This window comes from Dehalobacter sp. MCB1, from assembly GCF_003590275.1.
Classification (GTDB): Bacteria; Bacillota; Desulfitobacteriia; order Desulfitobacteriales; family Syntrophobotulaceae; genus Dehalobacter.
In genome coordinates this window covers 158,667-172,941 of record NZ_LXPC01000004.1, presented here as the reverse complement: position 1 = coordinate 172,941, position 14,275 = coordinate 158,667, and the positions used below count along the sequence as shown (strand labels likewise).

Here is a 14,275-nt window from a genome sequence, read left to right as displayed (position 1 = left end):
CCAACTAAAGCTATAATAGGATACAGGAAAAGACACAAAAGTATATATGACACGGACAAGTCAACGATACAGAGAGTTATTGAACACATGGCATAGAGAAGAGATAAGATATTGCAAGTTAAAACTGGGGCTGAACATGAACAAACGCTATTATACATTAAATGAACATTTCCGCAAATTTTTCGGCGAAAAAGTTATCAAAGTATCTTTGGATGCAGGTCTCAGCTGCCCAAACCGGGATGGGACGGTAAGTGACGGGGGCTGTATATTTTGCAGTGAAAAAGGTTCCGGCGATTTTGCAGGGCAAAGAGGTCTGTCCATTCACGAACAGTTTAACCAGGTTCGGGAAAGGACTCTAAAAAAATGGCTAAAAGCAAAATATATTGCTTATTTTCAATCGTTTTCTGCGACTTATGGTCCTGAAGATTATCTGGAAAATTTATACCGGGAAGCATTGGCACTGGAAGATGTCGTCGGCTTATCAGTCTCGACCAGACCGGATTGTCTGAACGAGGCAATCCTTAATGTTCTGGAAAACCTGAATAAACAGACCTATCTATGGGTAGAACTGGGTCTGCAGTCTGTTCATGACAAAACCTTGGACTGGTTGAACAGGGGACATGATTTTGATTGTTTCCTGGAGGGTGTGAAGAAGCTCAGACAAAGGAATATCCGGGTCTGTGCCCATATCATTATGGGACTGCCCTGTGAAACCCGGGAGGAAATGTATAGGACAGCACAAGCGATCAGCCAAATCCCGATCCAGGGGGTAAAGATTCATTCGTTGCATATCTTAAGAGGGACTCCGCTGGCTGATCTTTACACCCAGGGCGGTCTTCAGCTGCTTTCAATAGAAGAATATATAGACCTCGTAGCCGATATTCTGGAGATTCTTCCTCCCCATATGATTATCCACAGACTCATGGGTGACGGACCACTCAAAGATGTTATTGCCCCAATGTGGACCCGACGTAAATGGGAGGTCTTAAACGGTATCGATCAAGAGATGGAACGAAGAGGAAGCTTTCAAGGAATTCATTATAACGCCAAAATCCCGCTAACCTGGTAAATGCGGTTAACTTAGCCTTCATCAGCGCAATGATTCTCATAATAAACAATTTTCCCTTCCCATGTCTTCAAAATAGCCTGGTGCTCATCGAGGGAAAGAAGATATTGAGGGAGAAGCGGGGTTTTGCCGCCTCCTTTTGGTGCATTGATAATATAGGTAGGAACAGCCAGGCCGGAGGTGAATCCTCTGAGGGCTTCCATAACGGTAAGCCCTTCCTGAATAGACGGAATAAAATGCCGCGTTCCTTTGACATTTTTGGCATGAAAGAGATAGTAGGGACGAACACGAATTTTTAGCAATTCCTGATTCATTTTCTTCATGACATCCGGGTCCGTATTAATGCCTTTAAGCAGTACGGCCTGGTTGCCAAGTACAACACCGGTAGAAACAAGCTTATCTGCGGCTTTTTTAGCTTCCAGCGTCACTTCTTTCGGATGATTAAACTGGGTATTGATATAGATTGGCGGATATTTGGCAAGTATGGCCAGAAGTTCATCGGTAATCCGCATCGGTAGGGTTACAGGGACCCTGGTTCCAAGGCGTTTAATTTCAACATGTGGAATACTATGAAGTTCAGCAAGCAGCCATTCGATGGTCTGGTCACTTAAAAGAAGCGCATCCCCGCCTGTGATCAGCACATCCCGGATTTCTGGGTTCTCACGGATATAATCCAGAGCGGCTTTAAGATCTTCTTTTTCTTTATGTCCGTCCGTTTCGCCGATATTGCGGCGGCGCTGGCAGTGACGGCAGTACATGCCGCACATATTTGTAACGTTAATGATCAAACGGTCTGGATAACGTCTGGTAATACACGGAGCGGGAGAGGTTAAGGCTTCTCCCATCGGATCTTCCTCTCCACTCTTATCGAAAAGCTCTTCTATTTTGGGTATACCCTGTAGTACGATGGGGTCTTCAGGGTTGCTAAAATCCATTAAACTGAGGTAATACGGTGATACGGCCCAACGGTATATCCGGCCAACTGTTGAGATCTCATTTTTTTGAGCTTCGGTTAACGGAAAAAGAGAATCCAGTGTGTTAACATCCATGATCCTGTGGCTCATTTGCCACCGCCAGTCATCCCAAATTTCCTGGGTTGCCCCAAAGTATTGAAGGATCCTTTCCTTTTGGGCAGAATATAAATCTGTCAAATTAAGTCCGGCAGGTATCTGGTTAGCTTTTTGCAGATAGGGTTCAATTCGTTCCTTTAATTCCTCGGCACGTTTTATAGAAAAATAATGATAATCACGATGCGGTCTATATAGTTCGATTGCCATATTTATCCCTCCTCCAAACGCTAATAACAAAAAACCTCCATACTATGAATAAAGTAACTTAATTATACTGCCAACCAATCATATCATTGCAAGTTGTCGGGTGTCAAGAGGGTTAAAATGTCCGATTTAGTCAAATAATGGAAAGATATTAGCGGGTATGGCGCTACTTCAATATTGCCTGGAAATGGTCTTTTTTATAGAAAAGATTGTCTTCCCCAACTACCTAGGGTAGAATTACGTAAAAGGCAAAAAATTTGATGCGTGCATCATAGAAGATATAGAATGATTGGCCGCTTAGTATCTGAAATCAGCAAGGAAAGAAAGGGATTATCTTAGAACAGGCCAAATATCAGGAAATTGCAAATGAGATTGCACATGCTATTGTTCTCGGTGAGTTCCGCGAAGAGGAAAAAATCCACGGAAGATCGACCCTGGCAGGAAGATTCAATGTTTCTCCGGAGACGATCCGCAGGGCAATTGCTATTCTTCAACATGAAGGAATCGTCAGGGTTAAACCAGGTATTGGTATTATTGTAAACTCCAGAATAGAGGCCGAAAAATTTTTAAAGTCTTTTAACCAAAAAAATGAGGTTCAAGCCTTTATTGACGAGTTGAAAAGCCTGATGGAACAGAGAAAGGAAATTGATAAGCAAATTGATGCGCTGCTTGCAAAAGTTTCGACCTATGCCGATCGATATATCTCTCGCTGGAATGATGTCGAAGAACTCAAAATCCAGTCAGAATCATCCGCAATTGGCTGTTCTCTGAGAGAACTTAAAGTCAGAGAAAAAACTGGAGCAACAGTCGTAGGGGTTGTCAGAAACGGTAATGAGAATTTTTCTCCTGAAGCCGACTTTCTGCTCGAAGAAGGAGATATTCTTCTCGTAGTCAGCTCGGAGAATGGCAATAAAAAAGTCCGGAGCTTATTAAAATAATTTTTTGGGGGAGATGTGACGATGAAAAATAAGAATATAATCCTTATTGTGGTCATAGCCCTTGAAATTTCCCTAGGCCTTTATTTACAGAATGCTTTGCTATTGGCCGTTTTTATGGTAATTGATGCCGGATATTACTTCTGGAATATGAAAAATTTAGAAAAAAAGGTCGTGCCGCAGCAGACGTTAAGCAGGGCAGACCTGAGTGTAAAGATTGCTAACGAAACACTTCCTTACCTGCGCGGTGGTTTGAATAAACAAAATGCCGAAGCCATTGCTAAAATCATTCACGGGATTGCTCAGGTGGCCGCAGTCTCGATCACCGATTGTGAGAAACAGCTTGCCTATCTTGGGGCAGGCTGTGACAGACACCATCCCGGCGATAAGATTCTGACGGCAGCGACCAGAGAGGTCATAAACACTGCAAAATATAAAGTTGTTCAGACGCAGGAAGAATTAAACTGCCCGATGTCGGAAACGTGTGACTGTCCTTTGGCGGCGGCAGTCATTGTTCCGCTCGTATGCAAAGGAAATGTTGTCGGAACATTTAAGCTCTATGAAACGAAGGGAGGAAATATTTCTCCTGACCTGATCAGACTTGCACTTGGTATGGGCCAGATTTTAAGCCTTCAGGTGGAAGTGGCTGAACTGGACCATCAGACCAATCTGACGATGGAAGCCAGACTCGATGCGCTTCAAGCTCAAATCAATCCGCATTTCTTTTTTAATGTTCTGAATACAATTATTGCCACCAGTCGAACCAACCCTAACCGGGCCAGAAGGCTGCTGATCCATCTTGCCGAATTTTTCCGAAAGTCTTTAAAATCTAAAGGCGCACTCATTTCGCTTCGGGAAGAGATGGAATTTGTTAATAATTATTTTGTGCTGGAAAAAGCCCGCTTTGGAAAAAAGCTGAAGATTAAGCTGGAAATTCCTAAGGCACTGATGGATGCCGAGGTGCCAAGACTGAGTATTCAACCCCTAGTTGAAAATGCGGTCAAACATGGGATTACCCCTATGATCATGCCGAGTGGTGTTGTAACGATCCGGGTCAGGGAACTCGGGCTGGTAGATGGTAAAAGCGAGCTTTTTGTAGAAGTCATTGATAACGGGATGGGGATTGAAGAAGACCGGCTAAAAGATGTGCTGCTGCCCGGTGTAGGTTCAGGCAATGGTGTAGGGCTCGCTAATGTCCATGCCCGCCTAAAGGGTTTATATGGTTCAGAATACGGATTAAACATTGAAAGCAAAATAGGTGAGGGGACGACTGCGGAAATGAGGCTTCCATACAAGCAGATCAGTCCACAGCAGCCTTCTGCTGAACCCTAAATTCAGGACGCTATTCTTAGTACCGGGGACAGAAAAGGTATTTGATTTTACGAAGAAACGGGGAAGTCCATTTGTATCCAGGTATAGATATTATTGAAATAGCCAGATTTGAGCAGGCCTGCCGGAGACATTCGAAACTGGTTGCCAGACTGTTTACCGATAGGGAACTGACCGAACTATCAAAAAAACATGTGTCTTCCCTAGCTGCTAGGTTTGCAGGCAAAGAAGCGGTGCTTAAGGCACTGGGAATCGGACTCAGGGGTCTTAGCTGGCATGATATTGAGATCTTGAGGAATGAAGTGGGAGAACCAGTTGTATATTTGAGTGAAAGGGCACAGGCTGCAGCACGGTTGAGAGGAGCTGAGACAGTCCGAATAAGCCTCTCTCACAGTAAAGATACGGCCATAGCATCTGTTATTCTGGAATAGATATTGTTGGTACCCCAAATATTAGACAGCAACCAACATTCATTTTGAAGTTGACAAGGTTCTAGGCTGTGTTCATTATAATGAGTAGGAAAAGTTTTTCCGAGGAGGATAGAAAAATGCGTATTGTAAGTGCCGGACAAATGCGCAGCATTGATTCCAACGCAATCAATCATTTTGGAATCCCCGGGGCAATTCTTATGGAGAATGCCGCGTTGGCAGTGGTAAGGGAAATAAAGATTATTTTGCTGAAGGACGAAAAGAAGTCGCTTCACGGTTTGAGGGCAGTTATTCTTGCCGGAAAAGGCAATAATGGCGGTGACGGTCTGGCAGTGGCCAGGCATCTCTGTGTATTGGGGATGGAAGTGACCGTTTTTCTTTTCGCAAATCCTACTGAGCTTCAAGGGGATGCCAAGCTGAATTATGAATTGTTCCAGAAAATGGGGGAAAAGATTATTCCTGTCGAAGACGAAAAACAGCTTCGTCTATTCAAGCTTGCCCTGATGCAGTCTCAGGTCGCTGTTGATGCGCTGTATGGAACAGGCTTTCAAGGAGAAATTCCGGAATCCCTAGCAGGTTTTATTGAAGACTTAAACAAAGCCGACATGCCAGTGGTTTGTGTCGATATTCCCAGCGGTCTGGAAGCAGATACGGGGAAAGTTCATACGATTGCAGTAGAAGGAGATGTGACAGTTACATTTGGCTTACCAAAGCTTGGACATTTTCTTGGAGAAGGATTAATCTATACAGGAAGGCTGGTCATTGACCAAATTTCAATTCCCGAAAAAGTGATAGGCGAAGAAAAAATATTTGCCTATCTATTGACGGATGAAGTCATCCGGCCTTTGATTCCAGTAAGACACATAATGGGCCATAAAGGTACGCATGGCCGGGCGGTTCTGATTGGCGGATCGCTTGGAATGAGCGGGGCTGTCATCCTGGCAGGAAAGTCGGCTCTACGCTGCGGGGCAGGGCTTCTTCAGATCGTTACCCCTGAAGCGATTGCTGAGACGGTCGATTTGGGAGTCATTGAAGCTACGGTTTGGCCAGCAAAGGATTATGAGATGTTAAGCGTCAATGCCTGGCCGGTCATTCAGGAGCGGTTACAAGGAGCTGACGCTTGTGCAGCAGGTCCCGGACTCAGGCAAACGGGGTCATTTCTTAATGTCATAAAAAATATACTGATAGAGACCGATGTACCGGTAGTTCTGGATGCAGACGCGTTGAATCTAATTTCTCGCGAACCGGATGTACTCAGCTTAAGGAAAGGAAGAGGCAATCTTATTCTGACGCCTCATCCTGGGGAAATGGCTCGCTTATGCGGCTGTTCAATTGACGAGGTTCAGGAAAACCGCTTGAAGATAGCACTGGCCAAAGCCCTGGAATGGGGTGCCATTGTTGTCCTGAAAGGCGCAGGTTCGGTCGTTGCTTCGCCGGACGGCAGAGTTTTTCTGAATCCGACAGGTAATGCAGGACTTGGCACAGGCGGCACAGGGGATGTACTGACCGGAAGTATTATGTCCTGGATTGCCCAGGGTGTCCCTCCGTTAGGGGCGGCTTGCATGGGGGTTTATCTTCACGGCAAGGCTGGAGATGTTTTAAAGGATCAGTTTGGTTTATCAGGTTTCACAGCTTCGGAAGTAGCTGATTGCCTCCCGAGGGTCAGAAAAGAGATAGAGCAGTGAGGAGATTTTTAGAATGAATATTTTTCGTCCGGTTTGGGCAGAAGTTGATTTGGGGGCTTTAAGACGCAATTTAAAAAGGATACGGCAGTACGCCGACAGTGAAATAATGCCCATAGTCAAGGCAGATGCCTACGGACACGGTGCAGTCGAGGTTGTTCGGACTCTAAAGGAAGAAGGGGTTACCAGATTCGGGGTTGCTATCCTGGAAGAAGCTTTGGAGCTCAGAAGAGAATTCCCGGATATTGCCCTAATGATCATTGGGCCTACATTGTCGAAGTATTCAGAAACACTGGTCAAAGAAGAGATCATTCCCGAAATATTTCAAATCGAACAGGCTGAAGCGCTTTCAACCGCAGCGCTGAAGCTGAATAAAACAGCAAGACTCCATATCAAAGTGGATACGGGAATGGGCAGGACAGGTTTTTGCGAAAATGCACTTGAGGATATCCAAAAAATTTCAAAGTTTCCAGGCCTTTATCTGGAGGGAATCTATACCCATTTGGCTACGGCCGACAGCACTGATTTGTCTTATGCAAACCAGCAGCTAAAGATCTTTGATGACTTATATGAAAAGTTGTGCGCGGCTGGAATAAAAATTCCGCTCCGTCATGCCGCAAATTCCGCAGCAATCATGCAGATTCCCGAAAGCCATTACGAACTTTGCCGTCCGGGTATCATTTTGTACGGACTTTTACCGATGGACCATGTTGGACAGGAAGCTGGCTTTGAACCGATCATGTCTTTAAAAGCCCGCATTTCCCAGCTGAAGACGATTGAAAAGGGTGGAAGTGTAGGTTACGGACGTACGTTTATTGCCGATAGACCCACAAAAGTGGCAACGCTGCCGATCGGTTACGGAGACGGTCTGCGCCGTTCTCTATCCAATGGTGCTGAGGTCTTGCTGAAGGGAAAGAAAGCCAGGATCATCGGTAAAATATGCATGGATCAGACCATGGTTGATGTAACAGAAATTGAAGGGATCCAAGAAGGAGATGAAGCTGTTCTACTTGGCAAAGACGGTGACTTGTTTATTTCCGCAGATCAGATTGCTGAACGATGCGGAACGATCAGCTATGAGATCCTGTGCGGTATTTCTAAGAGAGTGCCGAGGGTGATGGTTGAGAGCAAATAGTTATTTGAGCAAGTCTGTATGTTTTTTTATTCTGGGAGATAGAAAACTTACATTTGTGGACTAAATTATAGACTGTTTTTAAAAAGAATTGATTACTTATATTAATAAAAAAGACCTTTTGGGTGCGAGTTGTTTGAACATACTCAGTCCCCAAGAGGTCTTTTTAATTTCAATGGTATCAAGACTATATTATGGGTATACAAATCGTTAGGCAGCTCCAGCTTAGATCACGCCGTGAGCCATCATAGTGTTAGCAACTTTCAGGAAGCCGGCAATGTTGGCGCCGACAACCAGGTTGCCTTCACAGCCGTATTCTTTGGCAGCTGAGCTGGCATTGCGATAGATGTTGACCATGATGTCCTTAAGTTTGGCGTCAACTTCTTCGAAAGTCCAGGAATAACGCATGCTATTCTGGGACATTTCCAGAGCGGAGGTTGCAACACCGCCGGCATTGGCAGCTTTACCAGGAGCAAAGATAATTTTATTGGCATGGAATACTTTGACTGCTTCCGGAGTAGAAGGCATATTTGCACCTTCACCGACAGCAAAGCATTTATTGGCAACCAGAGCCTTGGCGGATTCTTCGTTCAATTCGTTCTGCGTAGCGCAGGGAAGAGCGATATCGCAAGGAATGGTCCAGATGCCTTCGAAGCCTTCTTTGTATTCGGCCTTCGGATGGAATTCCAGATAATCCTTGATTCTTCTTCTTTCAATTTCTTTGAGCTGCTTAACGGTCTTCAGGTCGATACCGTTTTTGTCGTAGATGTAGCCGTTGGAATCGCTCAGGGCAACAACATTGGCACCCAGATGCATGGCTTTTTCGGCTGCATAAATCGAAACGTTGCCTGAACCGGAGATAACAACGGTAGCACCTTTAAAGGATTTGCCGATATCTTTAATTGCTTCGTCCATCAGATAAACCAGACCATAGCCGGTTGCTTCGGTACGAACTAAGCTTCCGCCATAAGTCAGGCCTTTTCCAGTAAGTACGCCTTCAAAGAGATTTCTGACTCTCTTATACTGGCCGAACATGTAACCGATTTCTCTGCCGCCAACACCGATATCACCCGCAGGAACGTCAGTGTCTGCACCAATATGTTTGCAAAGTTCGGTCATGAAGCTTTGGCAGAATTTCATGATTTCGTTATCGGATTTGCCTTTGGGATCAAAGTCACTGCCGCCCTTGCCGCCACCGATTGGAAGTCCGGTCAGGGAGTTTTTGAAGATTTGCTCAAAACCTAAAAATTTGATGATGCCAAGGTTAACAGACGGGTGTAAACGCAGGCCGCCTTTGTAAGGACCAATAGCACTGTTGAATTGAACACGGAAACCACGGTTAACCTGAACATTTCCTTTGTCATCGACCCAGGGAACTCTGAACATGATCACGCGCTCGGGCTCGACGAGCCGCTCGAGGATACCAGCTTTTTCATATTCGGGATGTTTGGCAATTACCGGTTCCAAAGATTCCAGTACTTCTTTGAGCGCTTGGTGGAACTCAGGCTCGTTAGGGCTTCTTTTAATAGCCTGTTCCATGACTTGTTGGACATAAGACATATTTTTACCCTCCAGAAAAAAATAGTGTTTTTATCAATAACCGTATTCTACAATATTAATTTGCGTTTGAATATAACAAAACAAACAATATACTGTATTCATTATAAGATATTAGTGATGCAAAATAATGAATTTTAAATATTAAATTTTAATATTTAAACATTGGCAATAAATTGATAAAAAAATAAGAAATATTGAAAAAATTAAAATGAATACAATATTTTTTACTTAAAACAGTTATGTTATTGATGGATTTTTGGTAAAATCGTAAAGAAACTATCGATGTAAACTCCAACAAAGGGTGTGTAATATGGAATACAATCAATTGCCAAGAAAACAGGGTCTTTACGATCCGGCCTTTGAGCACGATGCCTGCGGTATGGGATTTGTCGTGAATATCAAAGGTGAAAAATCGCACGACATTGTCGAGGAAGCTTTAACAGTTCTGGAGAATTTAAACCACAGAGGTGCCAGTGGTGCGGATGAGAATACGGGTGACGGCGCTGGTATTTTGGTACAAATACCCCATGACTTCTTTAAACGGGAATGTGATGTTCTTGGTTTTAATTTACCGGAAAAGGGCAAATATGGTGTGGGGATGATTTTTGCCCATAAATATGAAGATTTTCGGGTTACCCAGATGGATTCTTTTGAAAAGATTGTTCGTGAGGAAGGACAGAAGATTCTTGGGTGGCGGGAAGTCCCGATTGACAAATCGACGGTCGGCCATAGTGCCAAAGCTGTTATGCCTCGGTTTATACAGGTTTTTATCGGAAGAAGCCCTGATCTGACCGATGATATGGATTTTGAAAGAAAGCTCTATGTCATTCGGAAAAGAGCGGAAAAACTGATCATCCCAATGTGTGAAGACAAGGGCGGCTCCTTCTATATTGCCAGCCTTTCCAGCAAAACCATTGTCTATAAAGGTATGCTTACAGCCGAACAACTTAGGAATTTTTATCTGGATCTTTCCGACCTTGATTTTGTTTCGGCACTGGCCATGGTTCATTCCAGGTTCAGCACCAATACCTTTCCGAGCTGGGAGCGGGCGCACCCGAACCGGTATATTGTCCATAACGGGGAAATCAATACCATCAGAGGTAATGTGAACTGGATGAAGGCCAGACAGAAATGCATTGATTCACCGTTGTTTGATGATATTTCCAAGGTATATCCGATTGTTGACGAGTCGGGCAGCGATTCGGCCATGTTTGACAACAGTCTTGAGTTTATCCATCTTACCGGCAGATCGCTTCCTCATGCTGTCATGATGATGATTCCTGAGCCATGGGAAAAGAACGATCTGATGTCCAAAGAAAAAAAGGACTTTTATGAGTTTAACAATTTTATCATGGAGCCCTGGGACGGACCGGCTGCCATGGGCTTTACGGACGGAACGGTTATCGGTGGCGTACTGGACAGGAACGGACTCAGACCATCACGTTATTATGTCACCAAAGATGATAAAGTCATCCTCGCCTCTGAGGTGGGGGTTCTCGACATCAAACCTGAAAATGTCAAATATAAAGGCCGTCTAGAACCGGGTAAAATGCTCCTGATCGATACGGAAGCACAAAGGATCATCTCTGATGAGGAAATCAAAAAGAGTGTTTCCCTGATGCATCCGTATGAAGAGTGGAATAAGAAGCATATTGTCTATTTAAGTGATCTCCCTGCTGACGACGAGTTGGAAGCACCGATGCTGGAAGATATTATCTCCCAGCAGAAAGCATTTGGCTATACCCATGAGGATATCAATAAAATGATTCTGCCGATGGCGACTGATGGCATTGACCCTGTTGGATCGATGGGTATGGACTCACCGCTGGCGGTACTTTCAGACAAACCTCAAATGCTGTACCATTATTTCAAGCAGCTTTTTGCCCAAGTGACGAATCCCCCGATTGATGGCATCCGTGAGGAAATTATTACCTCCGGCACAATGCTCCTGGGGAATGCGGGAAACCTTCTGGATCCTGACCGGACGCATAGTTCCGCAGTGTATTTGGAATCACCGATCCTCACCAATACGCAGTTGGATACCATTATGAAATTAAATAACGGGAAGTTTAAGACAGCCAGGATTTCCATTCTTTACAAGGCGACTGGCGGGCTTAGAGCAATGGAAAGAGCTTTAGACAAAATATCCCGGGAAGCAGATAAAGCAATTGCTGATGGCGCAAATATTCTTGTTGTTTCGGATAGGGGCGTTAATAAAGAATTTGCCGCTATCCCCGCTCTTCTGGCATCTTCAGGTCTGCATCACCATTTGATATGCCGTGAAATCCGGACAAGTGTAGGTATTGTTCTGGAGACCGGAGAAGCCAGGGAGGTACACCATTTCTGTGCCTTGATCGGGTACGGTGTTACCGCGATCAACCCCTATATTGCTTACGAAACGATCAGAGACTTGGCAGCCAAAGGAATGACGAATGGTCTAAGTTATCGGGAGGCAAAAAAGAACTATATTAAAGCCTCGATCAAAGGCATCTTAAAGGTGCTTACGAAAATGGGTATTTCGACGATGCGCAGCTACCACGGTGCCCAGATATTTGAAGCTGTCGGCCTAAAAAGAGATCTGATTGACCGCTACTTTACTCAGACACCATCCCGCCTGGAAGGAATCGGTCTGGAAGAAATTACGATGGAAAATCAAATGCGGCATGAAAGTGCTTTTGATGAGAATGCACTCTACACAGATACACTGGAAATCGGCGGTTTCTACCAATGTAAAGATAGTGGGGAGATTCATCTCTACAACCCGGAAACGATCTACCTGCTTCAGCGCGCCTGCCGGGAAGGCAATTACAATCTTTTCAAAGATTACTCCAGAAAAATTAATGACGAGGAGATCTATACACTCAGGCAGCTGCTGGATTTTAAAATAAGCGCCGGAGATACGATTCCAATCGAAGAAGTCGAACCGGTCGAGTCTATCGTCAAAAGATTTAAGACCGGGGCGATGTCCTATGGCTCGATCAGTAAGGAAGCCCACGAATGTATGGCGATTGCCATGAACCGTTTGGGCGGCAAAAGTAACAGTGGTGAAGGTGGCGAGGATCCTGAAAGATTTAAAAAACTGCCTAATGGCGACAGTCTAATCAGTGCCATCAAACAGGTTGCTTCAGGTCGTTTTGGTGTTACCAGCAGCTTTCTGGTAAATGCCTCGGAAATACAGATCAAAATGGCACAAGGAGCCAAGCCTGGAGAGGGCGGGCAGCTTCCAGGCCGGAAGGTTTTTCCGGCGATTGCCAAAGTCCGACACTCGACACCAGGCGTTGAACTAATTTCCCCCCCGCCGCACCATGATATCTATTCGATCGAAGATTTGGCGGAACTGATCCATGACCTTAAAAATGCCAACCGTGATGCCCGAATCAATGTTAAGCTTGTTTCTGAAGTGGGTGTCGGTACGATTGCGGCCGGTGTGGCCAAGGGCAAGGCCGACGTTATTCTGATCAGCGGCTATGATGGCGGTACAGGTGCTTCACCGCGAACAAGCATTAAAAATACAGGATTGCCGTGGGAATTGGGTCTTGCCGAGACCCATCAGACCCTTGTGCTTAACCGCTTGAGGGACAGGGTCGTCCTGGAAACAGACGGTAAGCTTCTGTCAGGCAGAGATGTTGTCATCGCTGCGCTCCTTGGCGCTGAGGAATATGGATTTGCCACCACTCCACTCATTTCCATGGGCTGTGTGATGATGCGCGTCTGCAACCTGAACACCTGTCCGGTAGGTATTGCAACCCAGAATGAAGAGCTCCGCAAGAATTTTGCCGGCAAACCTGAGCATGTTGAGAATTTTATGTTGTTTGTTGCACAAGAAATGCGGGAGATCATGGCGAAACTTGGCTTCAGGACCATTAATGAAATGGTTGGACGTACAGACAGGCTCAAACACAAAGAAAATATTAAGAATTGGAAAGCAGCCCAGGTTGATCTTTCCCAGGTTCTGTATCAGCCCTACGCCGGTGCAGATGTCGGCAGATTTAAGTCACAGCAGCAAAACCATGGACTGGAAGAATCCTTGGACATGCGCAAGCTTTTAAGAATGTGCAAGCCGGCCCTGGAACACAAAAAATCAATCCGGGCCAAACTGAAGATCAACAATGTGGACCGCGTGGTTGGAACCATTGTCGGCAGTGAAATAACCAAGCGTTTCGGGGAAGAAGGGCTTCCGGAGGATACCATTAAGCTGACCTTTGTAGGTTCTGCTGGTCAAAGCTTTGGTGCATTCGCACCCAAGGGCATGTCTTTGGAACTTGAAGGTGATGCTAATGACTATATCGGCAAAGGCCTTTCGGGTGGTAAAATTATGGTCTATCCGCCAAAAACTTCAGATTTTGAACCAGCGAAAAATATCCTGATCGGCAATGTCGCCTTCTACGGCGCAACTTCAGGTGAAGCCTATATCAACGGAATTGCCGGCGAAAGATTCTGTGTCCGAAACAGCGGCGTCAATGCGGTTGTTGAAGGTGTCGGCGACCATGGCTGTGAATATATGACCGGAGGAAAAGTTGTGATCCTGGGTAAGACAGGACGGAACTTTGCTGCGGGTATGTCCGGCGGTGTTGCCTATATCCTTGATTTTGAAGAAATATACTGCAACAAGTCCCTGATTCTCATGGAAAAAATCACTTCGGAAAAGGAACTGAAAGAAATCAGGGAAATGATCCGTAAACATGTAGCGCACACGGGAAGTCCCCTAGGCCGGAAAGTACTGGATGATTGGGCGAATTACACGCCAAGATTTACGAAGATCATACCCAGAGATTATAAAAAGATGATGGAAAATATCGATAGAGCTCATAAGGCTGGCTTAAGCGGTGAAGAAGCCCTGACGGCTGCCTTTGAAGGGAAGGTCTGATC

9 protein-coding genes are annotated in these 14,275 nt (G+C 45.1%); 7 read left to right on the top strand and 2 right to left on the bottom strand.

Going from position 1 to position 14,275, the window contains the following annotated elements:
* Positions 1–136 precede the first annotated feature (136 nt).
* Complete coding sequence (locus tag A7K50_RS03025; protein WP_119774552.1) at positions 137–1,069, top strand: TIGR01212 family radical SAM protein; 933 nt, start codon at positions 137–139, stop codon at positions 1,067–1,069.
* An 11-nt stretch (positions 1,070–1,080) separates the two neighbouring features.
* Here the strand turns inward: A7K50_RS03025 and eam are convergent, their stop codons facing one another.
* Positions 1,081–2,343: a glutamate 2,3-aminomutase gene (eam, locus tag A7K50_RS03020; protein ID WP_119774551.1), complete on the bottom strand. Its 1,263-nt coding sequence runs from the start codon at positions 2,341–2,343 to the stop codon at positions 1,081–1,083.
* Between the two features lie 329 nt (positions 2,344–2,672).
* Between eam and A7K50_RS03015 the strand changes: the two genes are divergently transcribed.
* The 5 genes from A7K50_RS03015 to alr all read left to right on the top strand — a co-directional run bounded on the left by A7K50_RS03015 (position 2,673) and on the right by alr (position 7,849).
* Positions 2,673–3,278 (top strand): TrkA C-terminal domain-containing protein, encoded by a 606-nt coding sequence (locus A7K50_RS03015; protein WP_119774550.1) that lies wholly within the window; start codon positions 2,673–2,675, stop codon positions 3,276–3,278.
* Between the two features lie 21 nt (positions 3,279–3,299).
* Entirely contained in the window at positions 3,300–4,607 is a 1,308-nt protein-coding gene (locus tag A7K50_RS03010; protein ID WP_119774549.1) for a histidine kinase, read from the top strand.
* A 71-nt stretch (positions 4,608–4,678) separates the two neighbouring features.
* Positions 4,679–5,035, top strand: a complete 357-nt coding sequence (locus A7K50_RS03005) for a holo-ACP synthase (protein WP_119774548.1) — start codon at positions 4,679–4,681, stop codon at positions 5,033–5,035.
* Between the two features lie 116 nt (positions 5,036–5,151).
* Positions 5,152–6,717 (top strand): NAD(P)H-hydrate dehydratase, encoded by a 1,566-nt coding sequence (locus A7K50_RS03000; RefSeq protein ID WP_119774547.1) that lies wholly within the window; start codon positions 5,152–5,154, stop codon positions 6,715–6,717.
* A 13-nt stretch (positions 6,718–6,730) separates the two neighbouring features.
* Positions 6,731–7,849 carry an alanine racemase gene (gene alr, locus A7K50_RS02995; protein ID WP_119774546.1) on the top strand — a complete coding sequence of 373 codons (1,119 nt, stop codon included), beginning with the start codon at positions 6,731–6,733 and terminating at the stop codon, positions 7,847–7,849.
* A 222-nt stretch (positions 7,850–8,071) separates the two neighbouring features.
* On the opposite strand, the gene gdhA is transcribed toward alr, so the two are convergent.
* Positions 8,072–9,406: an NADP-specific glutamate dehydrogenase gene (gdhA, locus tag A7K50_RS02990; protein WP_119774545.1), complete on the bottom strand. Its 1,335-nt coding sequence runs from the start codon at positions 9,404–9,406 to the stop codon at positions 8,072–8,074.
* A gap of 310 nt (positions 9,407–9,716) precedes the next feature.
* On the opposite strand from gdhA, the gene gltB reads away from it, so the two are divergent.
* Positions 9,717–14,273 carry a glutamate synthase large subunit gene (gltB, locus tag A7K50_RS02985; protein ID WP_119774544.1) on the top strand — a complete coding sequence of 1,519 codons (4,557 nt, stop codon included), beginning with the start codon at positions 9,717–9,719 and terminating at the stop codon, positions 14,271–14,273.
* The last annotated feature ends 2 nt before the right edge of the window (positions 14,274–14,275 follow it).

Bases quoted from the DNA above. Each gene is read 5' to 3' on its own strand.
- alr (WP_119774546.1), top strand. From the start codon at position 6,731: ATGAATATTTTTCGTCCGGTTTGGGCAGAAGTTGATTTGGGGGCTTTA.
- gdhA (WP_119774545.1), bottom strand. From the start codon at position 9,406: ATGTCTTATGTCCAACAAGTCATGGAACAGGCTATTAAAAGAAGCCCT.
- A7K50_RS03025 (WP_119774552.1), top strand. From the start codon at position 137: ATGAACAAACGCTATTATACATTAAATGAACATTTCCGCAAATTTTTC.
- A7K50_RS03000 (WP_119774547.1), top strand. From the start codon at position 5,152: ATGCGTATTGTAAGTGCCGGACAAATGCGCAGCATTGATTCCAACGCA.
- eam (WP_119774551.1), bottom strand. From the start codon at position 2,343: ATGGCAATCGAACTATATAGACCGCATCGTGATTATCATTATTTTTCT.
- gltB (WP_119774544.1), top strand. From the start codon at position 9,717: ATGGAATACAATCAATTGCCAAGAAAACAGGGTCTTTACGATCCGGCC.
- A7K50_RS03010 (WP_119774549.1), top strand. From the start codon at position 3,300: ATGAAAAATAAGAATATAATCCTTATTGTGGTCATAGCCCTTGAAATT.